The following is a 20,048-nucleotide window of genomic DNA, read 5'->3' on the forward strand; positions in this document are numbered from 1 at the left end:
ACACGGTGTTCTCGAATAGAGGCAGAGCCAAAAATGGACCGCTGCGGCCGATTTGCAGCCGACGATTTCCACGTCCGAGAGGCTCCTAGGAGCGCGGCCAGCCCATGCGGCACGGCTATGCTGAGCAAACACGGACTGCCGCTGCGCACCCACCACGACAGCAAGGGCGACAAGCAGACGTTGCGCGCTGGCGCAGCGGACTTGCGCCCCACCACTCCCTTCGCCGCGTGAGGAACCTGACTCCATGCAACCTGCCGCTCACATCACCGTCATTGGCGCCGGCTTTGGCGCCCTGTCCACCGTGCGGGAAATTCGCCAACGCGACCCCGATACGCACATCACCCTGGTGGCACCACGCGCCGAACTGCACTACCTGCCGGGCATCATCTGGATTCCGTCGGGGCTGCGCACCCGCAAGCAGCTGGTGGTTCCGCTGTCCAACTTTTTTTCGCGCATGAAGGTGAACCACATCGCTGCCGAGGTCACCGGTCTTCGAGACGGTGGCCGGGTGGTGCTCACCACGGCTGGCGAGCTGCGCAACGACGCACTGGTGATTGCCAGCGGTGGGCGCTTCATCAAAAAATTGCCGGGCATTGAACACGCCATCACGCCTTGCGAAGGCATTGCGGCGGCCGAGCGTATCCGTGACCGCCTGCGTACCATTACCGGCGGCACCATTGCCGTGGGCTTTGCCGGCAACCCCAACGAGCCCAGTGCCGTGCGCGGGGGACCGATGTTCGAGTTTCTGTTCGGCATTGATGAGCAGCTCAGGCGCGAGGGCCGACGCAACAAGTTCAACATCGTGTTCTTCAACCCCTCCACCGAGCCGGGCAGCCGCCTCGGACCGAAGGCGGTTCAGCACCTGCTGGCCGAGATGACACGCCGCGGCATCAGCACCCGCCTTGGCCACAAGCTGGCGCGCTTTGAGCCCGACCGCGTGGTCACCGAGGGCGGCTCGTTTCCGGCCGATCTGATCCTGTTCATGCCCGGAATGACCGGCAACGCCTGGTTTGACCAGACGCCGCTGGCCCGCTCCGCCGGTGGTCTGCTCCAAGCCGACGCGCAATGCCGCGTGCAGGGCACGCAACATGTGTATGTGGTGGGAGATTCGGGCAGCTTTCCTGGCCCCGACTGGATGCCCAAGCAAGCCCACATGGCCGACCTGCAGGCGGCCGCTGCGGCCGACAACCTGCTCAAAGGCCTGCGCGGCGAAACGCCCACAGCCACCTTCAAGGTGGAGCTCATTTGCATCATCGATGCCATCGATCACGGCACCCTGGTGTTTCGCAACACCCGACGCCAGATCATCCTGCCCTCATCCCGCCTGTTTCACTGGGCCAAGCGCTTCTTTGAAGGTGTCTACCTGAGGAAATACCGATGAACACCCGCCCTCGCAGCAACACCGGCGCCGGTGCCAGCGCACGCAGCCACCACCGCCGCGCCACCTGAACCCCGACCAGGACACCCCCATGCCCATCGCAAAATTCCGACTCCGCCCGAACCACACCGCACTGCTGCTGGCCGCGCTGCTGAGCTGGCCCGCACTGGCACTGGCCAGCCCACCACTGCAACCAGGCCAAGCACTGCCCGAGCTGACACTGAAAGACCAGCACGACCAGGCGTGGAAAGTGAGCGCCGACACGAAGCTGGTGCTGTTTGCGGCAGGCCGCAAGGCCTCCAACCTGGTGCAGACCGTGCTGGCGGACCAGCCGGCAGGTTTTTTGGCCACGCGCCAGGCCGTCTACCTGGCAGACCTGAGCCGCATGCCCGGCTTTGTGACCCGCACCTTTGCCTTGCCCGCGCTGCGTGAAATGCCGTTTGTGTTGGGCGTGGTACTGGACGAGGCGCTGCTAAAAAACTGGCCCCGCCAAGACGGCGCGGTGACGCTGATCGCGCTGCAAGACGGCCGCGTGAGCACGGTGAGCCACGCCAGCACCGAAGCCCAACTGCGCACAGCCCTGGGCCTGGCGCCGTGACGGCCTGAAGGCTTGAGTTTCCCCCCGTTCTGCCTGCTGACCCAACCCCGGAACCCACCCATGAAAGCGTTTCAAGACTACTACCCCGAAAACGTGTCGCATTGCTACGGCTGTGGCAGCAACAACCACCACGGCCACCAGATAAAGACTTTCTGGGAGGGCGAAGAAACCGTGACCCGTTTCAAGCCCGAGCCGTTTCACACCTCGGTACCTGGCTACGCCTATGGCGGGTTGATTGCTTCGCTGATCGACTGCCACAGCACCGGCACGGCTGCCGCCGCCATGTACCGCAGCGAAGGCCGTGAAATGGGCACGCTGCCACCGTTTCGCTTCGTCACCGGCTCCCTGCATGTGGACTTTCTCAAACCCACGCCGCTGGACGCAACGCTGGAGATTCGCGGCCGCGTGAAGGAAATCAAAGGCCGCAAGGTCGTGGTGGAAACCACGGTCATGGTGGCGGGCGTGATCACCGCACGCGGCAGCGTGGTGGCGGTGCAAATGCCCGACAGTTTCGGGCAGGCCTGAAAACACCAGCGCCGCCCTGCCGGGCGGCGCTGGACAGACTCCACCCGATTGGAATAACTTCATTACAAATCAATGGGTTAAGCCCATGTTGGGGTGTACCGAAAGCCCGCCTCCGGTGAGAAAATACCAAAGCCTGCAACGAGAAAAAGCAAATGTTGTGCCAGGATGACCTCTTTCCCAACCACACGGGAACTCCGGCCTTAGCACTCCGTCAAAGAGAGTGCTAACATAAAAGCTTAGAGGAAAGGACTCCCGGAATGAAACTTCAATCTGGAACCGCAGCGACGACTTTGGCGCCCGCCAACCCATGGGCGCTGGTGCCGCCTTTGGGCAATCTGGACGCCTACATTTCGGCTGTCAACCGCCTGCCCCTGCTCACCCACGAGGAAGAGCAAACCTATGCCCGCCAGCTGCGGGACCACAACGATGTGGACGCCGCTGGCCGTCTGGTGATGTCGCACCTGCGCCTTGTGGTGTCGATTGCGCGCCAGTACCTTGGCTACGGCCTGCCGCACGGCGACCTGATCCAGGAAGGCAACGTGGGCCTGATGAAGGCCGTCAAGCGCTTTGACCCCGAGCAGGGCGTGCGCCTGGTGAGCTACGCCATGCACTGGATCAAGGCCGAGATCCACGAATACATCCTGAAGAACTGGCGCATGGTGAAGGTGGCGACCACCAAGGCGCAGCGCAAGCTGTTCTTCAATCTGCGGTCCATGAAGCAGGGTTTCAAGTCCGATGCGGCAGCAGCCGATGCCGCCACGCACCGCGACACCCTGTCCGACCACGAAATCGACTCCGTGGCAGCACAGCTCAATGTGAAGCGCGAAGAAGTCATCGAGATGGAAACCCGCATGTCGGGCGGCGATGTGCTGCTCGACCCGGCTCCGTCCGATGACGGCGAGCTGGCTTTTGGCCCCATTGCCTATCTGGCCGACGCTTCGCACGAGCCCACCGCGATGATCGAGTCGCGCCAGCGCGATGAACTCGCCACCGATGGCATTGCCACCGCACTGGCCAGCCTGGACGACCGCAGCCGCCGCATCGTGGAAGAGCGCTGGCTCAAGGTCAACGACGATGGCTCTGGCGGCATGACGCTGCACGACCTGGCTGCCGTCTATGGCGTGAGCGCCGAGCGCATTCGCCAGATCGAGGTAGCCGCCATGAAGAAGATGAAAACCGCGCTGGCGGCATACGCCTGAGCAGTGCCGGTCTGCTGACGCACCCGCAAGCACGGGTGTGGGCAGCAGGGATAATTCAACGCGCAACCCTGGTTGCGCGTTTTTTTTGGGTGCCGGCAAAAACCGCCCTCGCACCCGTCCATGACCGGAGGATTTACTGATGACCCCATCCCCCCTGCGTCGCGCTGCGCTGGCGCTGGCCCTTGCCGCCGCTTTCAGCCCCGCACTTGCACAATCCACCACGGCCGCGGCCACACCCGGCTGGCCCAGCAAGCCCGTGAAGCTGGTGGTGGGCTTTCCGGGCGGGTCGTCGCCCGATCTGGTGGCGCGCACGCTGGCCGAACCGCTGGCCAAAGCCCTGGGGCAGCCGGTGATTGTGGAAAACAAGGTGGGCGCAGGCGGCAACATCGCAGCGGACGCCGTGGCCAAAGCCACAGACGATCACACCCTGGGCATCATGATCAATGGCAACCTGACGATTGCCAGGCTCATCAACCCCAGAATCAACTACGACCCGCTCAAGGACCTGACTCCCATCAGCCTGATCGCCACGGCCCCGCTGGCCCTGGCCGCACCGGCCAACGCGCCGGGGGCAACCGCGCAAGAGTTTTTTGCGGCGGCACGCGCCAGCGGCGACCGCTGGAACTACGGCACGCCGGGCGTGGGCACGGTGGCACATATCGGCATGGAGCTGCTCAAAAACAAGGCAGGCATCAACCCGGTGCATGTGCCTTATCCGGGCAATCCGCAGGTCATCAACGCCATCATTGGCGGCCAGATCCAGCTCTCGCTGCTTCCTCCGGCCATGGCCGCCGCGCAGGCGCGCGCGGGCAAGCTGCGCGTGATCGGCGTCACATCCAGTGGACGCAGCACCCTGGTGCCCGAATACCCCAGCCTGGCCGAAGCGGGCGTGAAAGACTTCAACCTCGAAATCTGGAATGCGGTGGCGGCCCCCCGGTCTCTGCCCAAACCAGTGGCGGCGCGCCTGTCGGCGCTGTTCAGCGAAATCGCCCGCAGCCCGGAAGTGCGCGCCAAGCTGTTTCAGCAGGGTTGGCAGGTCAAGGGCACCACCGCCGAAGGTCTGGCCAACCGCATCCAGACGGATACGCGCGCACTCGGCGCGGTGATCACCTCGCAAGGGATCAAGGCCGAATGACCCGGCTGCCCCATCCAGCGTGCGCGATGGCGGCTTCGCTGGTCGTACAGGGGTAGCGCCAGCGCTTGGCCTTCACCGTCGCGCTGGACAGCCCAATGCGATGCGCGACCGGGGTTAACGCCGGCGCGCGCTGCGCGCGTCAGCCTGCCTCTTGCAGCAGCGCCCGCACATCGGCCCCCAGGGCTTGCGCGCCGCTGCCGTAACGGTTGTAAACACGCAGGCGGCCTGCCGTGTCATACACGTAACTGCCCGCAGAGTGGTCCATGGTGTAGCTGGTGGGGGTTTTTCCATCGACCTTCTTGTAGTAGATCTTGAAGTCCTTGGCCACAGCGGCGGTCTGCTCGGGGGTGCCTGACAGCGCCAAAAAGCTGGGGTCGAAATTGGCCATGTAGGCCTTGAGCATCTCGGGCTTGTCGCGCTCGGGGTCGACGGTGACGAAAATGCCCTGCAGGCGGTCGCCGTCCTTGCCCAGCATCTGTTTGACCTCGACCAGCTCCTGCATGGAGGTGGGGCAGACATCGGGGCATTGGGTGTAGCCAAAGAACACCACCACCACTTTGCCGCGGAAGTCCTGCAGGCTGCGCTTTTGACCGTTGTGGTCGGTCAGTGGAATATCGCGGGCGTAGTCGGCCCCCGTGATGTCCACACCGCGAAATTCGGTCTTTTCGTCAGAACAAGCGCCTAATATGCCTGCAGCGCTTATGGATAAAGCGCCAACAGCTATCACTTTAAGAGCGTTTCTTTTGTACATCGTGTTCACATCGCATAGTGGTCCACCAGCAGTGCGGCAAACAGCACGCTCAGGTGGATGAGAGAAAAACGAAAGGTCTTGCGCGCCAGGGCGTCGGAGTAATTGCGCCACAACGCAAAACCGTAGCCGCAGAACCCGGCGCTCAGCAGCACGGCCGCCACAAGGTAGATCCACGAACTCATGCCAAAAATGAACGGCATCAGGCACCCCGCAAAGAGGATCAGCGTGTACAAAAACACCTGCAGGCGCGTGAACTCGTTGCCGTGCGTAACCGGCAGCATGGGCAGGCCCGACTTGCGATAGTCCTCCACCCGGTACAGCGCCAGCGCCCAGAAATGCGGCGGCGTCCACAGGAAGATGATGAGGAACAAAATCAGCGCCTCGGGGCCCACGTCGCCTGTCATGGCGGCCCAGCCCAGCACGGGGGGCATGGCGCCCGAGGCACCGCCAATCACGATGTTTTGCGGCGTCAGCGGCTTGAGGATGACGGTGTACACGACGGCATAGCCCACAAAAGTGGCGAACGTGAGCCACATCGTCAGCGGGTTGACCCAGACATACAGCAGGGCCGAGCCGGCCGCACACAACAGGGCCGAGAACAGCAGCGTTTGCGTGTTGGACAGCTCGCCCTTGGCAGTGGGCCGCCAGGACGTGCGCTTCATCTTGGCATCAATGCCCTGCTCGACGATGCAGTTGAACGCCGCGGCAGCGCCCGCCACCAGCCACACGCCAGCGCTGGCCAGCGCCATCTGCCCCAGCTGCGCCAGCGTGGGCAGGCCTGGCACGGCCAGCACCATGCCAATCAGCGCGCAAAACACGATGAGCTGCACCACGCGGGGCTTGGTCAGCGCGTAAAACTGAGAAAAGCGCGACGGCGCTGGGAAAGTGGAAGCAACACTCATGCGGAAACCCTCGGTGCGCTGGATGGTGCAAAAGACCCCTGGGGCGCCAGGGCAGCGCGGCTGGAAGATAGCGCCCAGGTCAGCACCACCACCAGGGCGGCAGCGCCCCCCGTGTGCAAAACCGCAGCGAGCAGGGGCCAACCCAGCACCACGTTGCTCAGGCCCGTGGCCAGCTGCAGCAGCGCCAGGCCCGCAAGCCACCGCGCCTGCAAGCGCAGCGCCGTGGCGCGGTGCAGGCGCCATGCCAGCCATGCCAGCGCCAGCAACACCCCATAGGCCACCAGGCGGTGCGCATAGTGGATGGCGGTCAGGCCGGCAAAGCTGATGTGGCTGCCGTCCTGCAGCAGCCCAAGCGGCCGCCAGAGTTGAAACCCCTGGGCAAAGTCCATCACGGGCCACCAGCTGCCCTGACAGGTGGGAAAGGTGGTGCAGGCCAGCACCGCGTAATTGGTGCTGACCCAGCCTCCCAGCACAACCTGCAGCGCCACCAGCGCGCCCGTCACGAGCACCCTCAGCCGCAGCGGCGCCGCCAGCACGGCAGGCTGCACGCCCCGCACTGCCTGGGTATGGCGCACGGCCTGCACGCACAGCAGTGCCAGCAGCACGACGCCACCCATCAAATGCAGCGTGACGATGGCGGGAAACAGCTTCATGGTGACCGTGAGTGCGCCAAACGCGCCCTGCAGGCAGACCCAGACCAGGGTGAAAGTGGGCCACCACGGGCTCATCACGGGCGGCGACACCGTGCTGTCGGCCCGGGCACGCCGCCATTGCAGCCAGGTGGCCACGGTCAGCACAATGATCAGCACGCCAACGCCCGTGGCGAGGTAACGGTGGATCATCTCCACCCAGGCCTTGCCGTGCGTCACCGGCCCGGTGGGCATGGCTTCTTGCGCCGCCGCAATGTCCGCGCGCGCGCCCACCGGGCTGGCGCTGCCGTAGCAGCCCGGCCAGTCGGGGCAGCCCAGGCCGGAATCCGTCAACCGGGTGAAAGCGCCGAACAGCACCAGATCAAAAGTCAGGAACAGGGTCAGCACCGTCAGCGCCTGCAAACGGTGCCCCCGGGCGCTGCCGCGATGGCGCCAGCCCACCCAGGCCACAGGCCCGAGCGCGATCACGATGCCCAGCAACATCATTTGCGCCAGCGGTACAAGGTCGTAAAGCGGTTGGGAGTCCATCAGGGTTGCCCTGGCCGTCCGGCGTCGTCCCATGAAGACGAGGCGCGCAGCAGGCGTTCCAGATCCCGCTTGGCCTTGCCGGCGCCTGAGGCATCCATCAGGGCAGGAAATCGCATCATCCAGTTGCCCATCGGGTCCACAACGTAAAGGTGCTCGGACAGCGCGCGGCCCGGGGCGGGCTCCAGCCACTGGGCAAGCGCAGGGCCATTGACCCGCAGTACTGTGGCCTGCTGCAGCGCGGGGGAGATATCCGCCGGCAAAGGGGCGGCATCGGTCACCAGCCAGATCCAGTCCACCCGGTCTTTCTCTTTGCCCACGCTTTCCCGCAGTTGCCTCTGCAGATACAGGTGCTGCTGGCACGTGGCATCACACGCGCCGCCCCCCACACTCACCAGCAACCACTGGCCCTTGAGCGCGGGCAGCTTGCCGGGCGCACCATCGAGCGCGGTCGTGGCCAGATCGGGCAAAGTGCGTTGCGGCTGTATCAACTCACCGTAGTTGCGACGGCCGTCGGGGCGCACCACGTAGTAAGTGAAATACGAGGCAATGACCGGGGCTGCGCAGACCAGCAGCACCGCCAGCATCTTCCAGCGTCCGTGGCGGGCGTTCTGTGCATGGGCCACGGCGTTGCCGGCCTCGGGCAGGTTATGCACCGTAAGCCCCAGAGGATGGTGTGCGCGCGCCTCAGGCAAGGGACTTTGGGCGCGGGCGGAGTAAGCGTCGGACGAGTTGGAACCAGACATAGAGAAGTGCAATCAGGCTGCTGAGCCCGAACCATTGAAATGCATAACCGTAGTGTTTGTCGACGCCGGCGCCGATGACGGGCCACTCCCGTTGCATGCCCTCGCTGGCGGGCCCGGTCTGCAGCACCGACAGATCCATCAGTGCAAGCCCCGTTTCGGTGCGAAACGCGGCAAGGTCCAGATTTTGCCGGATGCGGGAAGACCCCTGCGAACTATCGGCACTCTGGAACTCATACAGGCGCGACGGCGGCGGCGCGATGCGCCCGGCAAGCTGCACCACGCCCGGCGCCGTCTGCACCGGGGGCAGCGACTCGCGATCCTGAAAATTGCGGGGCACCCAGCCGCGCTGAACCAGCACCACCCCGTCGCCGCCCTCCAGCTGCAGTGGCGTGGCCACAAAAAATCCGGGCCGGCCCTGCATTTGCCGGTTGTCCAGATAAACCGTGTGCTCTGGCACCCAGCGCCCTTGCAGCACCACTGCGCGATGCGTCAGGTCTTGGGCAGGGCCTTCACCGGCAAGTGCCTGTCCGCGCAGCGCACGGTTGTCGAGCGGCGGCAAGGCGGCGCGCTGGTCCAGCAGCGATTGCAGGGTTTGCTTTTGCGCGGCACGCGACAGCTGCCATCGCCCCAGTGAAGCGGTAACGAGGATGCTGGCCACTGCCGCCACGGTGATCAACCAGAACCGCAGGCCCCAGGCACTTTGAGCAGGTGTCACAGGATAATGTGCTCCATGAAATATCTTGTCGCTGTGGCGTTTCTCGCCATTCTCGCCAGCCTGGCCTCTGCACTCTTTTTCATGATGCGTAACGGACGCGATGACAAGGCCAAAGGGAACCACATGGCCAAGGCGCTGGCACTGCGGGTGGGGCTCTCGATTGTCCTGTTCATTTGCGTTCTGATTGCATGGCAACTGGGTTATATCCAGCCCACCGGCCTGCCTGCCACGCGGTAAGACGCCAGGCCCTCTCAACAAAAAAGCGCCTTGCGGCGCTTTTTTTGCTTTGCGGGGCCGGCTTACATCCAGTACACAAGAATGTAAAGACCCAACCAGACCACGTCCACAAAGTGCCAGTACCAGGCGGCCCCCTCAAAGCCAAAATGCTTGTCGGCAGTGAAGTGGCCCTTTTGCAGGCGCAAGGTGATGACCAACAGCATCAACATGCCCAAAAACACGTGGAAGCCGTGAAACCCCGTGAGCATGAAGAACGTGGAGCCGAACACGCCCGAGCTGAGCTTGAGGTTGAGATCGGTGTACAGATGGTAATACTCATACCCCTGCACGCACAGGAACACAAAGCCCAGCAGCACGGTGGCCCACATGAAGCCGATGGTCTTGCCCCGGTGGTTTTCACGCAGCGCATGGTGGGCAATGGTCAGCGTCACCCCGGAAGTCAGCAGCAGGGCCGTGTTGATGGTGGGCAGCCAGAAGGGGCCAACGGTCTGGAAGGGCTCCACGATACCGGCAGGAGAACCCGTTGCGCCTGCCGCGAGGCTGGGCCACACGGCCTTGAAGTCGGGCCAGAGCATGGCGTTTTCGAGGCTGCCCAATGCGGGCACCGAGTGCGCACGCGCCCACCACAGGGCAGTGAAAAAAGCGCCGAAGAACATCACCTCCGAAAAGATGAACCAGCTCATGCTCCAGCGGTAGGACAGGTCGATCTTGTGACCGTAGAGCCCCCCTTCGCTTTCGCGCGCGGCATCACGGAACCACTGGTACAGCACAAAAAGCCACCACACCAGTCCCAAGGCCAGGGAATACTTGCCCCAGTCGTGGCCGTTGATCCACTGGGCCGCGCCCAGAATCACAAAGAACAGGCCTGCGGCTGCCAACACAGGATGGCGCGACTCTGCGGGCACATAGTAGTACGGGGTTCCACCGTGGGTTGATGCACTCATTTCAGCTCCTGAATCTCAAAATCTTTGTTGTTGGACGGGCCTGTCGGCAACGGTCAGACCACCCAGTTCACTACCGCAATCAGCGACAACACCAGCAAAAAGATGGCCATCAACCCCACCACGATGATGTGCAGCGGATTGATCTTTTCCAGGTCTTGCTGGTATTCGCTGCCTTTGCGCAGGCCGATCAACGACCACGCAACCGCACGCACCGTGCGCAACAGGGACCCCTTGCGCCGCACCACGGATTCGGATGGATTGACGGGGCTCACGACCCCTCCTTCACGGGGTGCAGGGAAGCTGCCGCCGTGGACTCGGGTGCGGGCGGTGTTTTTCCGCCCACCTCGAAGAAGGTATAGGACAGCGTGATGGTCGTGACATCCTTGGACAACCGCGGATCAATCACGAATGCCACCGGCCATTGTTTCTTCTCGCCCGGCTCCAGGATGTACTGGTTAAAGCAAAAGCACTCGAGCTTGTTGAAATGCGCAGCCGCCTGCCGCGGCGCGTAGCTGGGAATCGCCTGCGCGGCCATGCGGCGGTTTTGCACGTTCTGGAATTCGTACATCACCGTCGTCAGCTCACCGGGATGCACTTTCACCGAGCGTTGTGCAGGCTTGAAATCCCAGGGCCCCCGAGCATTGGCGTCAAACTCCACGGTGATGGTGCGGCTCGTGTCCACCTGCGTGTTCGCGGGCACCTTCACATCCTTGCCTGCAACGCCGTTGCCAGGCACCTGTCGCTCCGAGAGCGACAGGATGTTGATACCAGTCAGCTCGCAGATGTGCTTGTAGATCGGGATCAGCGCGTAGCCAAATGCAAACATGCCCACCGTGATCACGGCCAGCTTGCCCACCATCTTGGCGTTTTCGCGGCGAATGTTCATGGCGCGGTGCTCAGCGGGAGAGCAGAACGACTTTGACCATGAACCCGACGAAGAAGACGGCAACCACGGACGCCAGGATCAGCGCCATCCGCAGATTGCTCTTTTTTTGCTCAGGAGTCATGGACATGTTCTTCAACCGATCACGCGAGTTGCCGTGGCATCGAGCTTGGGCGGGTTTTCAAAGGTATGGAAAGGCGCTGGCGATGGAACTTCCCATTCCAGGCCCTCTGCACCGTCCCAAGGCTTGGCAGGCGCCTTTGCGCCCTTGCCACGCATAGCCGGAACGATCACGGCCAGGAAGAAGTACACCTGTGCCAGACCGAAGCCCAAGGCGCCTACCGATGCGATCGCGTTGAAATCAGCGAATTGCATGGGGTAATCGGCATAGCGCCGCGGCATGCCGGCCAGGCCCAGGAAGTGCATCGGGAAAAAAGTGATGTTGAAGAAAATCAGCGACGTCCAGAAATGGATCTGGCCGCGGGTTTCCGAATACATCACGCCGGTCCACTTGGGGAGCCAGTAGTACACGCCGGCAAACATGGAGAACAGCGAACCCGCCACCAGCACGTAGTGGAAGTGCGCCACCACGTAATAGGTGTCCTGCAACTGGATATCGATCGGGGCCATGGCCAGGATCAGGCCGGTGAAACCACCCATCGTGAACACGAAAATGAAGCCCACAGCAAACAGCATCGGGGTTTCAAAAGTCATGGAGCCACGCCACATGGTGGCCACCCAGTTGAAGATCTTCACGGCCGTGGGCACCGAGATCAGCATGGTGGCGTACATGAAGAACAGCTGGCCGGTGACCGGCATGCCGGTGGTGAACATGTGGTGGGCCCACACGATGAACGACAGGATGGCAATCGACGAGGTGGCATAGACCATGGAGGCGTAGCCAAACAGCTTCTTGCGCGAGAAAGCGGGCACGATCTGGCTGATGATGCCGAAGGCCGGCAAGATCATGATGTACACCTCGGGGTGGCCGAAGAACCAGAAGATGTGCTGGTACATCACCGGGTCACCGCCACCAGCGGGATTGAAGAAGCTGGTGCCGAAGTGGCGGTCCGTCAGCGTCATGGTGATGGCACCGGCCAGCACGGGCATCACGGCGATCAGCAGGTAGGCGGTGATGAGCCAGGTCCAGGCAAACATGGGCATCTTCATCAGCGTCATGCCGGGGGCGCGCATGTTGAGGATGGTCACGATGATGTTGATCGAACCCATGATGGAGCTGGCACCCAGGATGTGCATGGCAAAGATGCCGGCATCCATCGAGGGGCCCATCTGCAGCGTGAGCGGCGCATACAGCGTCCAGCCGGCAGCGGGCGCACCGCCAGGCATAAAGAACGAGGACACCAGGGTCAGTGCCGCAGGGATCATCAGCCAGAAGCTGAAATTGTTCATGCGCGCGAAAGCCATGTCGGAAGCGCCGATCTGCAGCGGGATCATCCAGTTCGCAAAGCCCACAAAGGCCGGCATGATGGCGCCGAACACCATGATCAGGCCGTGCATGGTGGTGAGCTGATTGAACAGCTCGGGATTGACCAGTTGCAGGCCGGGCTGAAACAGCTCGGCGCGAATCAGCAGCGCCAGCACGCCACCGATCATCAGCATGGTGAACGAGAACAGCAGATACAGCGTGCCAATGTCCTTGTGGTTGGTGGCGTACACCCAGCGGCGCCAGCCGGTGGGAGCATGGTGGTCGTGGCTGTCGTGTGCGTGCCCGTGATGGTCGAGAACTGCGCTCATTTTGAATTCCTCAATGCGGTGGGGCGGTGATTACTTGCCACGCTGGGCCACAATTTCTGCTGGCTGGACCAGCTGTCCGGTCTTGTTCGACCAGTTGTTCTTGGTATACGTGACCACTGCAGCGATGTCGGTATCGCTCAGTTGCGCCCACGCGGGCATGGAACCGTTGTTCACGCCCTTGAGCAATACCTGGATCTGCTTGGCGTGATCGGCATCCAGCACGATGGCAGAGCCATCGAGGGCCTTGATGGCCCCGGCGCCCTTGCCGCTGGCCTGGTGGCACGCTGCGCAGTTGGCGGCATACACCTTCTCGCCACGCTTGAGCATGTCGTCCAGCGCCCACACCTTGGCGGGATCGTCCAGCTTGGCTGCGGCCTTCTTTTGCTGGTCGGCTACCCACTGACTGTAATCCTCGGCCGACAGCACCTTCACATGAATCGGCATGTAAGCGTGTTCCTTGCCGCACAGTTCAGCGCACTGACCGTAGTAGTCGCCAATTTTTTCGGCGCGGAACCAGGTGTCGCGCACGAAACCGGGGATGGCATCCTGCTTGATACCGAACGCGGGCACCATGAACGCATGGATCACGTCATTGGCGGTGGTGATGATGCGGACCTTCTTGTTGACGGGAACCACCATCGGGTTGTCCACTTTGAGCAGGTAGTTGGCCGGCGCCTCACTCACATTGCCGCTGTCGGACATGGCACGGTGGCTGCTGTCGAGTGTGGAGATGAAGGCCAGACCCTCGCCTTCGCCCGTGATGTAGTCGTAGCCCCACTTCCACTGGTAACCGGTGGCCTTGATAGTCAGGTCGGCATTGGTGGTGTCTTTCTGGGCCACCAGCACCTTCGTGGCTGGCAGGGCCATGAGGATCACGATGATGAACGGCACAACGGTCCAGACCACCTCCACCGTCACCGACTCGTGGAAATTGGCCGATTTGGCGCCTTTGGATTTGCGGTGCTTCCAGATCGAATAGAACATCACGGCAAACACCGCGATGAAGATCACCGTGCAGATGATCAGCATCATCCAGTGCAGGAAATGCTGCTCTTCGGCAATTTTTGTCACCGGGGGATGGAGATTGAGCTGATTGACCGCAGGGCCGCCGGGAAGGTCTTGAACGGCATGGACCGCGGTGCCCACCCATGCACCAGCAGTCAGCAGCAGAGACGCCAGCTTGTTGGAAATGCTCTTCATAGTTCTCACTTACTTCTAAGCCTTAATTAACCAATCACCTGGCGCGCCCACTGGGGTTCAGGCAGCGCGCAAGGCCCTGCGTATCTCGGATGCCAGGGCCGGGCGAAGATCGGGGCGCACAAAGCGCCCCACTTCAATCGAACGGCCCTGTGCCGACAGCGTGATCAGCGAACGGTCTGCGGTTTTGGGCTCCACCCGAACCCGGCTCCGGTCAAACTCCGCGCGCTCCAGCCGGCCCGCAGTCTCCCTCTCGACCACAAGGCGAGCGCCTTGCAGAGAAATCCTCTCGCCGTCCGCCGCATGGCGGCCGAACCTGGCCAAGCCAACGGCCAAAACCATGATGGCCAATGCAGCAAAGGCGATGGCCCATGGGGCCCCCGCCAGCCAAAAAATCAAGGCGGTTGCCAAAGGCACGGCACACAACCACAACCGGGGGCGCGCCACTGGGCCATTGCGATACAGCTGCCAGTCAATGCGCTGGCCGGACACCGTGGCAAAACGAAAAATCAGACTCGTCAATGCAAACGCCTTGAAAACCGCTACGACACCTGTGCAGTGCGCAAAGGCACCCCACTCTCATCTGGCGAGAATTGTAGCGCGCCTTGTTCTAGATCATTGACAAGTGACTACGGTTTAACCCTTAGATGAACCCTCACGCAGCATGGCGCGCATGTCCTCCAGGGAAACCGCACTGCTGGCGCTTACCCGCACCCTTGGCTTGGGTTTGTAGGCATGTCCGTAGATGATTTCAAAGGTCAGGGCCAGCTGTCCACCCTCGTCCGGCTCCCCGAGCTTGTCCTGCAGCACTTCGTGGAGGCGGCGGCGCCAGTGGCGTCCACGCAACGCAGGGAACCGCTGAGGGTGCAGATTGCACCCCAGCTCTGCCAGCTCCTGCAGCAGCCGCTGTGGCGTGGCAAAGGTCAGCCGGATGCGCTCCATGTCCATCACCGGCTCGGCAAAGCCGGCCTGCACCAGCATGTCGCCCCAGTCGTGCATGTCGGTGAACGCATGCCCGGCCGGCGGCCAGCCGAGCGCGGCATACACCGCATGCAGCTCCTTGGCGGTGTCGGGCCCAAGGCACGAGAACATCAGGTAGCCATCCACAGACAGCGCCCGGTGCCATTGGGCGATGAGGGCTTGCGGGTCGCTTGCCATGTGCAGGGCCATGTTGGCCCAGAGCATCTGCACCCCCCCCTCTTGGGGCAAACCAAACCGGGGGCGCCCCGCACTCCATCGCGCGGGGCTCCACCATGGCCGCGTCAGCGCCTGCATCGCCACCGGAACGCAGTGGGGCGACGTTTCCGTCACCAGGCAAAGCGCTTGCGGATAGCGGGTACTGACAAGGGCGTGGCCTTGCAGCCCCCCGCGCACCGCGTCCCAGTGGCACCAGGCTGCGGGGGCCTGGCGAATCCATTGCAGGCGGTCGTCCATGCGCCGGGCCACCTCTTCGTGCAACCAGGGAGATTGGGCAGGGGCTGCGGCGTGCCAGCGGGCGGCTGCAACGGGATCAATGGTGGGAGGGTGCTCGGTGGACATGGCGAAAGAAAAGGGCAGACGAGTATATTGACTGGATGTTCTACAAGATGCTGACAGGGGCATCCGGACGCATCGGAGCACTCATCGACCAGCTGCCGAGCCAGTGTGCCGTGTGCCACGCCTGGCCCGCCCGGCGCGTCTGCGATGGCTGTGCCGCCCGGTTTGCACAGCCCCGCACACGCTGCGCGCGCTGCGCCCTGCCAGTGCCCGAAGGTGTTTCGCAATGCGGCGCCTGCCTGCGCGAGCCCCCGCGGGTGGACGCTTGCCTGGCCGCGGTGGACTATGGCTACCCATGGGCTGGCGCCATGGCCGATTTCAAGTTTCGCGGAGACCCGGGCTGGGCCTCGGCGCTGGCCACGCTGCTGCGCAGCGCGCCCTGGGTAGAGCCGGCACTGGAGTCTGCCGACCTGGTGCTGCCGGTGCCCCTGTCACGCGAGCGCCTGCAAGAGCGCGGCTTCAACCAGGCCGCCCTGCTGGCCCGCCACATTGCCGGCCCCAGGGTGGACACCGCCCTGCTGCTGCGGCTGCGCGCCACCGAAGCGCAAAGCGGCCTGCCGCGCAGCCAGCGCCTGCGCAACCTGCTGGGTGCGTTTGCCGTCGAGCCCACCCGCGCGGCCGCCGTGCAAGGGCGGCGCATTGTGCTGGTGGACGATGTGATGACCACCGGTGCCACCCTGAATGCGGCGGCCCACGCGCTGCGCGAGGCCGGTGCTGCGCACATCACGGCCATGGTGGTGGCGCGCACAGAACTGGACTGAAACTTTTGTTTACGACGGCGCTGCACCACGCCCGGATGTCCGAACGACAATACGGAGCATGTTTCATATCGTTCTGGTCGAACCCGAAATCCCACCCAACACCGGCAACGTGATTCGCCTGGCAGCCAACACGGGCTGCACGCTGCACCTGATCGAACCCCTGGGGTTCTCGATGGAAGACCGGCTGATGCGCCGCGCCGGGCTCGACTACCACGAATACACGCAGGTGCAGCGGCATCCGGGGTGGACTGCCTTTTTGCGCAACGCCCAGCCCGACCCCACGCGCATGTTTGCCATGACGACACATGGCACCCAGACCGCCTTTGACACCTGCTTTTTCCCCGGCGACTGGCTGGTTTTCGGGGCCGAGACGCGCGGATTGCCCCCCGAGTTGCGCGAGACCTTCCCGCCCGCACAGCGGTTGCGGCTGCCCATGGTGGCCGGGCAACGCAGCCTGAACCTGTCCAACGCCGTGGCAGTGACGGTGTTCGAGGCCTGGCGCCAGAACAGCTTTGGCGTACCGGGCGTGGCCGCCACTTCGCCGGTAGAGCAATTGCTCTGAGGCGCTGCCGCCTTCAGGCGCTCTGGCACACAGAGGCCAGGCGCTGCGAGTGCTCGCTCTCAAAATCAAGAAACACCCGGGTCCACGGCGACCCGTGAGACGCTTAAAACCGCAGCGGGCTGAACGCGCTTTATGGCGCAGCGCCGTAGCTGCGTGCCACGGATTCAGCCACGCAGGCTGGCTTGTCGCTGCCCTCGCGCTCTACCGTCACCAGCCAGGTCATCTGCAACCCGTCGGGCGCCAGGGGCTCAGTGGCCTGCAGCACCAGCCGCGCGCGCAGGCGGCTGCCCACTGGCACGGGTGCCGTAAAGCGCACCCGGTTCAGGCCGTAGTTCACGCCCATGCGGGCGCCTTCGATGCGCATTCCGCCCTCAAAAAATCGCGGAATCAGCGACAGCGTGAGAAAGCCATGGGCAATGGGCGCACCAAACGGCCCGGCCTTGGCCCGCTCGGGGTCTACATGGATCCATTGGTGGTCGCCCGTGGCCTGGGCAAACAGGTTGACCTGTTCCTGCGTGATGGTGATCCAGTCGGTCACGGCGACTTCCTGGCCCACGCAGGCGCTGACTTCAGAGTAGGAGTGAAAGGTTTTCATGCGGGCAATGGTGCGCCGCTACCCGCCCGGCGCCTGTCAGGCGCGTGACAGCGACACCCCGTGCGGCCTGCCGGCTTTCAGGCATCCAGCCAAGCGCAGATGCCCTGCCACTGCTCCAGGTCACGCGCCACGCGTGCGGGCGCCACATCGAACAGCGTGAGCCCGTGCGCTGCCAGGTGCACATAGTTTTGCGTGTCGCGCAGATAGCCCAGCACCGGGAAACCCAGGCTGTCGACAAAGTGGTGCAACTGCTCGGCGGCCTTGGTGCGCGCATCCACCCGCATGCCCACAATGCCCACCTGCACGCCCGCAGCGTGGCGGTGCTCGGCCAGCTGGTCCAGAAACGCACGCGTGGCAAAAATATCAAACACGCTGGGCTGCAGCGGCACGATGATGCGGTCGGCCAGCTTGAGCACATCGCCCAGACGCCGTCCATGCAGGCCAGCCGGGGTGTCGAGCACCGCGTGCGAACTGCCCTTGGGCGGCTTGGTGATCTCGTCGGCACTGACATCCCATGCGCCAATCGGGCGGGCGGCGGGCGGGCGCAGGCCCAGCCACAGACGGGCAGATTGCTGGCGATCGGTGTCCCCCAGGATCACCGGATGCCCCTGGCGGGCGTAATACCCGGCCACGTTGGTGGACAGCGTGGACTTGCCCACGCCGCCCTTGGGATTGGCAACAACGACCACTGGCATGACACAACCTCCCGGAATCACCCGTTGGATAGAATTTGAATGGAATCGGCCTCTAGCGCTTATAAATCAAGCGCTAGTAGCTATTATTTAAATAGCATTTTTAACTCACGCGTGCTGCCCGCCACGCTTGACAAAAAACAGCCCCGCACCCACCGCCATCAGCAGCCCGCCAAACACCCGGTTTTGCGTGCGCACCGCACGGGCACTGCGCATCAGGCGGCGCAGGGCGCTGGCACCCGCTGCGTAGCCATGCATCACCGTCACGTCCACGGCCACCGTGGTGGCGGCCATCACCAATAGCTGCAACCACAGCGGGCGGCCTTCGGTCATGAACTGGGGCAGCACGGCCACCATGAAGATGATGCCCTTGGGGTTGGTGGCGTTGGTCAGAAAACCCGTCAGAAAACGCTTTTTCCAGGGGCCGGCCGGAGCCGCGTCGTTTCCTTGAATGGGCGAAGTGGCACCCGCGCGCCACTGGCTCCAGCCCACATAGATGAGATAGCAGGCGCCCAGCACCTTGACCACGCTGAAAGCCACCTCGGAAGCCAGCAGCAGCGAGCCCACGCCCGCACCGGCAATCAGCAAGATCAGCAGCAGCCCGGCCTGCAGCCCGGCAATGGTGGCCCCGGTCTTGCGCACGCCATACGACAGGCCGTGGCTCATCGACAGCACGGCCCCCGAGCCCGGCGACACCGCAATCAGGCAAGACGCCGCAAAAAAAGCCAGCCAAGTCTGCAAGTCCATAAAAAAGCCCCAAGCGAGAAGGGCTGGCATCTTAGCAACGGAACTTCCGATGCACGCAACAGCGGCAAAAACCGGCTCCACTGAAGCGATGCGCCAGCAGCCCCAGCCTTGCATCCGTTCAGGCCGGGCCTGCCAAAGTCCGTGCTCTCCCTGCCCACGGACCTTCATCCGGCCCATGGCAAGCGGGTTGGCCTGCGGCGGGCATAAAAGTCAAGCAAAATATGACTCTAGCCCTTTCGAAGAAAGCGCTAGCAGCTATATATTCAATAGCACTTTACACCTTCTGCGATCCACCCGCCTGCACCAGCACGCGCGCCACTGTTGGCTGCTGTCACCGCCGCGCCTGCACAATCCATCCCCATGGACCTCGCTGAAACCCCGTGGATACCCACCCTGCGCTTTGTGCTCGAAATAGCCGCCACCGCCGCCTTTGCCTTGTCGGGAATGATCGCCGCCGCACGCCAGCGCATGGACGCGGTGGGCGTGTGCGTGGTGGCCTGCGTCGCCGCCTTTGGCGGCGGCACCTTGCGCGACCTGCTGCTGGACCAGCGGCCCTTTTTCTGGGTGCGCCACACGGGCTATGTGTGGGGCATTCTGGCGCTGTGCGTGGGCGCCATGCTGTTCATGCGCCAGCGCCACTTCAAACCCACCGAGCGTGCCATGCTGCTGCCCGACACGATTGGTCTGGGCCTGTTTGCAGCCATCGGCGTGGACGTGGCCATGGCCGTAGGCATGCCGGCGCTCATAGCCGTGATGATGGGCGTGATCACCGGGGTGTTTGGCGGTGTGCTGCGCGACGTGCTGTGCAACGAGGTGCCCCAGGCCTTCAGCGACCACCGCCCCTATGCCCTGTGCGCCTTTGCCGGCGGCTGGGTGGATGTGGCGCTGCGCCAGGTGCAGGCGCCCGACTGGGCCCCGCTGCTGGCCTGCGTGATGGTGACCGCCGGACTGCGCGTGCTGGCGCTGTGGCGCAACTGGCAGCTGCCTGCGTGGCGGGTGTAAGAGCCTGGACCAG

At 63.6% G+C, this 20,048-nt stretch carries 25 protein-coding genes; 9 read left to right on the top strand and 16 right to left on the bottom strand.

Annotation, left to right across the window (positions count from 1 at the left end; genetic code table 11):
- The first annotated feature begins 244 nt into the window (after positions 1-244).
- From B7Y64_RS03125 to B7Y64_RS03145, 5 genes are all read left to right on the top strand, one after another.
- On the top strand, positions 245-1,381 hold the full coding sequence (locus B7Y64_RS03125; protein WP_291324899.1) for an FAD-dependent oxidoreductase: 1,137 nt from the start codon (positions 245-247) through the stop codon (positions 1,379-1,381).
- 88 nt (positions 1,382-1,469) lie between these two features.
- Positions 1,470-1,976, top strand: a complete 507-nt coding sequence (locus B7Y64_RS03130; protein WP_291324898.1) for a hypothetical protein — start codon at positions 1,470-1,472, stop codon at positions 1,974-1,976.
- Between the two features lie 60 nt (positions 1,977-2,036).
- Positions 2,037-2,501 (top strand): PaaI family thioesterase, encoded by a 465-nt coding sequence (locus tag B7Y64_RS03135; protein ID WP_111865727.1) that lies wholly within the window; start codon positions 2,037-2,039, stop codon positions 2,499-2,501.
- A 257-nt stretch (positions 2,502-2,758) separates the two neighbouring features.
- Positions 2,759-3,700, top strand: a complete 942-nt coding sequence (gene rpoH, locus B7Y64_RS03140; RefSeq protein ID WP_291324897.1) for an RNA polymerase sigma factor RpoH — start codon at positions 2,759-2,761, stop codon at positions 3,698-3,700.
- Between the two features lie 139 nt (positions 3,701-3,839).
- Positions 3,840-4,835, top strand: coding sequence for a tripartite tricarboxylate transporter substrate binding protein (locus B7Y64_RS03145; RefSeq protein WP_291324896.1), 996 nt, complete (start codon positions 3,840-3,842; stop codon positions 4,833-4,835).
- A gap of 139 nt (positions 4,836-4,974) precedes the next feature.
- Here the strand turns inward: B7Y64_RS03145 and B7Y64_RS03150 are convergent, their stop codons facing one another.
- From B7Y64_RS03150 to B7Y64_RS03170, 5 genes are read right to left on the bottom strand one after another with little or no spacing between them, the layout of a single operon-like run.
- Positions 4,975-5,586 (bottom strand): SCO family protein, encoded by a 612-nt coding sequence (locus tag B7Y64_RS03150; RefSeq protein WP_291324895.1) that lies wholly within the window; start codon positions 5,584-5,586, stop codon positions 4,975-4,977.
- A gap of 5 nt (positions 5,587-5,591) precedes the next feature.
- Complete coding sequence (gene cyoE / locus B7Y64_RS03155) at positions 5,592-6,488, bottom strand: heme o synthase (protein ID WP_024816152.1); 897 nt, start codon at positions 6,486-6,488, stop codon at positions 5,592-5,594.
- Positions 6,485-7,669: a heme A synthase gene (locus B7Y64_RS03160; protein WP_291324904.1), complete on the bottom strand. Its 1,185-nt coding sequence runs from the start codon at positions 7,667-7,669 to the stop codon at positions 6,485-6,487. Before B7Y64_RS03160 ends, cyoE begins: the two co-directional genes overlap by 4 nt.
- A complete protein-coding gene (locus tag B7Y64_RS03165) occupies positions 7,666-8,409 on the bottom strand; it encodes a hypothetical protein (protein ID WP_291324894.1) in 744 nt (247 codons plus the stop codon). Before B7Y64_RS03165 ends, B7Y64_RS03160 begins: the two co-directional genes overlap by 4 nt.
- Positions 8,351-9,124, bottom strand: coding sequence for an SURF1 family protein (locus tag B7Y64_RS03170; protein WP_291324893.1), 774 nt, complete (start codon positions 9,122-9,124; stop codon positions 8,351-8,353). The genes B7Y64_RS03165 and B7Y64_RS03170 overlap by 59 nt, the downstream gene beginning before the upstream one ends.
- 15 nt (positions 9,125-9,139) lie before the next feature.
- Between B7Y64_RS03170 and B7Y64_RS03175 the strand changes: the two genes are divergently transcribed.
- Entirely contained in the window at positions 9,140-9,361 is a 222-nt protein-coding gene (locus B7Y64_RS03175; RefSeq protein WP_024816156.1) for a twin transmembrane helix small protein, read from the top strand.
- Between the two features lie 62 nt (positions 9,362-9,423).
- On the opposite strand, the gene B7Y64_RS03180 is transcribed toward B7Y64_RS03175, so the two are convergent.
- The 8 genes from B7Y64_RS03180 to B7Y64_RS03215 form a co-directional block, all read right to left on the bottom strand.
- Entirely contained in the window at positions 9,424-10,305 is an 882-nt protein-coding gene (locus B7Y64_RS03180; RefSeq protein WP_024816157.1) for a cytochrome c oxidase subunit 3, read from the bottom strand.
- Positions 10,306-10,358: 53 nt separating this feature from the next.
- On the bottom strand, positions 10,359-10,577 hold the full coding sequence (locus tag B7Y64_RS03185; protein WP_291324892.1) for a DUF2970 domain-containing protein: 219 nt from the start codon (positions 10,575-10,577) through the stop codon (positions 10,359-10,361).
- Positions 10,574-11,191 carry a cytochrome c oxidase assembly protein gene (locus tag B7Y64_RS03190; protein WP_024816159.1) on the bottom strand — a complete coding sequence of 206 codons (618 nt, stop codon included), beginning with the start codon at positions 11,189-11,191 and terminating at the stop codon, positions 10,574-10,576. The genes B7Y64_RS03185 and B7Y64_RS03190 overlap by 4 nt, the downstream gene beginning before the upstream one ends.
- A 10-nt stretch (positions 11,192-11,201) precedes the next feature.
- On the bottom strand, positions 11,202-11,312 hold the full coding sequence (locus tag B7Y64_RS03195; RefSeq protein ID WP_208859679.1) for a cytochrome oxidase small assembly protein: 111 nt from the start codon (positions 11,310-11,312) through the stop codon (positions 11,202-11,204).
- An 11-nt stretch (positions 11,313-11,323) separates the two neighbouring features.
- Positions 11,324-12,943, bottom strand: a complete 1,620-nt coding sequence (gene ctaD / locus B7Y64_RS03200; RefSeq protein ID WP_111865715.1) for a cytochrome c oxidase subunit I — start codon at positions 12,941-12,943, stop codon at positions 11,324-11,326.
- 30 nt (positions 12,944-12,973) lie between these two features.
- On the bottom strand, positions 12,974-14,143 hold the full coding sequence (coxB, locus tag B7Y64_RS03205) for a cytochrome c oxidase subunit II (RefSeq protein ID WP_024816161.1): 1,170 nt from the start codon (positions 14,141-14,143) through the stop codon (positions 12,974-12,976).
- Between the two features lie 57 nt (positions 14,144-14,200).
- Positions 14,201-14,662, bottom strand: coding sequence for a DUF2244 domain-containing protein (locus B7Y64_RS03210; RefSeq protein WP_024816162.1), 462 nt, complete (start codon positions 14,660-14,662; stop codon positions 14,201-14,203).
- 114 nt (positions 14,663-14,776) lie between these two features.
- Positions 14,777-15,679, bottom strand: coding sequence for a biotin synthase (locus B7Y64_RS03215; protein WP_291324891.1), 903 nt, complete (start codon positions 15,677-15,679; stop codon positions 14,777-14,779).
- A 35-nt stretch (positions 15,680-15,714) separates the two neighbouring features.
- On the opposite strand from B7Y64_RS03215, the gene B7Y64_RS03220 reads away from it, so the two are divergent.
- Together B7Y64_RS03220 and B7Y64_RS03225 are read left to right on the top strand one after the other, a co-directional pair.
- The gene (locus B7Y64_RS03220; protein ID WP_291324890.1) at positions 15,715-16,437 is read left to right on the top strand and encodes a ComF family protein; all 723 of its coding nucleotides are present in this window, start codon (positions 15,715-15,717) and stop codon (positions 16,435-16,437) included.
- A 58-nt stretch (positions 16,438-16,495) separates the two neighbouring features.
- Positions 16,496-16,999: a tRNA (cytidine(34)-2'-O)-methyltransferase gene (locus B7Y64_RS03225; protein ID WP_291324889.1), complete on the top strand. Its 504-nt coding sequence runs from the start codon at positions 16,496-16,498 to the stop codon at positions 16,997-16,999.
- A 130-nt stretch (positions 17,000-17,129) separates the two neighbouring features.
- On the opposite strand, the gene B7Y64_RS03230 is transcribed toward B7Y64_RS03225, so the two are convergent.
- The 3 genes from B7Y64_RS03230 to B7Y64_RS03240 form a co-directional block, all read right to left on the bottom strand.
- Positions 17,130-17,594, bottom strand: a complete 465-nt coding sequence (locus tag B7Y64_RS03230; protein ID WP_291324888.1) for a MaoC family dehydratase — start codon at positions 17,592-17,594, stop codon at positions 17,130-17,132.
- A 77-nt stretch (positions 17,595-17,671) separates the two neighbouring features.
- Positions 17,672-18,289 (bottom strand): ParA family protein, encoded by a 618-nt coding sequence (locus B7Y64_RS03235; RefSeq protein ID WP_111865709.1) that lies wholly within the window; start codon positions 18,287-18,289, stop codon positions 17,672-17,674.
- 105 nt (positions 18,290-18,394) lie between these two features.
- A complete protein-coding gene (locus B7Y64_RS03240) occupies positions 18,395-19,033 on the bottom strand; it encodes a LysE family transporter (RefSeq protein ID WP_024816168.1) in 639 nt (212 codons plus the stop codon).
- Positions 19,034-19,393: 360 nt separating this feature from the next.
- Here B7Y64_RS03240 and B7Y64_RS03245 point away from each other — a divergent pair, with 360 nt between their 5' ends.
- The gene (locus tag B7Y64_RS03245) at positions 19,394-20,035 is read left to right on the top strand and encodes a trimeric intracellular cation channel family protein (RefSeq protein ID WP_291324887.1); all 642 of its coding nucleotides are present in this window, start codon (positions 19,394-19,396) and stop codon (positions 20,033-20,035) included.
- Positions 20,036-20,048: the final 13 nt, after the last annotated feature.

The organism is Acidovorax sp. 35-64-16, from assembly GCF_002281195.1.
Taxonomy (GTDB): Bacteria; Pseudomonadota; Gammaproteobacteria; order Burkholderiales; family Burkholderiaceae_C; genus Acidovorax; species Acidovorax defluvii.

Coding starts and splice junctions, on each gene's coding strand:
- B7Y64_RS03195 (WP_208859679.1), bottom strand. CDS start 11,312: ATGACTCCTGAGCAAAAAAAGAGCAATCTGCGGATGGCGCTGATCCTG.
- B7Y64_RS03125 (WP_291324899.1), top strand. CDS start 245: ATGCAACCTGCCGCTCACATCACCGTCATTGGCGCCGGCTTTGGCGCC.
- B7Y64_RS03135 (WP_111865727.1), top strand. CDS start 2,037: ATGAAAGCGTTTCAAGACTACTACCCCGAAAACGTGTCGCATTGCTAC.
- B7Y64_RS03245 (WP_291324887.1), top strand. CDS start 19,394: ATGGACCTCGCTGAAACCCCGTGGATACCCACCCTGCGCTTTGTGCTC.
- B7Y64_RS03145 (WP_291324896.1), top strand. CDS start 3,840: ATGACCCCATCCCCCCTGCGTCGCGCTGCGCTGGCGCTGGCCCTTGCC.
- B7Y64_RS03175 (WP_024816156.1), top strand. CDS start 9,140: ATGAAATATCTTGTCGCTGTGGCGTTTCTCGCCATTCTCGCCAGCCTG.
- B7Y64_RS03240 (WP_024816168.1), bottom strand. CDS start 19,033: ATGGACTTGCAGACTTGGCTGGCTTTTTTTGCGGCGTCTTGCCTGATT.
- B7Y64_RS03225 (WP_291324889.1), top strand. CDS start 16,496: ATGTTTCATATCGTTCTGGTCGAACCCGAAATCCCACCCAACACCGGC.
- rpoH (WP_291324897.1), top strand. CDS start 2,759: ATGAAACTTCAATCTGGAACCGCAGCGACGACTTTGGCGCCCGCCAAC.
- B7Y64_RS03130 (WP_291324898.1), top strand. CDS start 1,470: ATGCCCATCGCAAAATTCCGACTCCGCCCGAACCACACCGCACTGCTG.
- B7Y64_RS03230 (WP_291324888.1), bottom strand. CDS start 17,594: ATGAAAACCTTTCACTCCTACTCTGAAGTCAGCGCCTGCGTGGGCCAG.
- B7Y64_RS03190 (WP_024816159.1), bottom strand. CDS start 11,191: ATGAACATTCGCCGCGAAAACGCCAAGATGGTGGGCAAGCTGGCCGTG.
- ctaD (WP_111865715.1), bottom strand. CDS start 12,943: ATGAGCGCAGTTCTCGACCATCACGGGCACGCACACGACAGCCACGAC.
- B7Y64_RS03150 (WP_291324895.1), bottom strand. CDS start 5,586: ATGTACAAAAGAAACGCTCTTAAAGTGATAGCTGTTGGCGCTTTATCC.
- B7Y64_RS03235 (WP_111865709.1), bottom strand. CDS start 18,289: ATGCCAGTGGTCGTTGTTGCCAATCCCAAGGGCGGCGTGGGCAAGTCC.
- B7Y64_RS03165 (WP_291324894.1), bottom strand. CDS start 8,409: ATGTCTGGTTCCAACTCGTCCGACGCTTACTCCGCCCGCGCCCAAAGT.
- B7Y64_RS03215 (WP_291324891.1), bottom strand. CDS start 15,679: ATGTCCACCGAGCACCCTCCCACCATTGATCCCGTTGCAGCCGCCCGC.
- B7Y64_RS03180 (WP_024816157.1), bottom strand. CDS start 10,305: ATGAGTGCATCAACCCACGGTGGAACCCCGTACTACTATGTGCCCGCA.
- coxB (WP_024816161.1), bottom strand. CDS start 14,143: ATGAAGAGCATTTCCAACAAGCTGGCGTCTCTGCTGCTGACTGCTGGT.
- B7Y64_RS03220 (WP_291324890.1), top strand. CDS start 15,715: ATGTTCTACAAGATGCTGACAGGGGCATCCGGACGCATCGGAGCACTC.
- cyoE (WP_024816152.1), bottom strand. CDS start 6,488: ATGAGTGTTGCTTCCACTTTCCCAGCGCCGTCGCGCTTTTCTCAGTTT.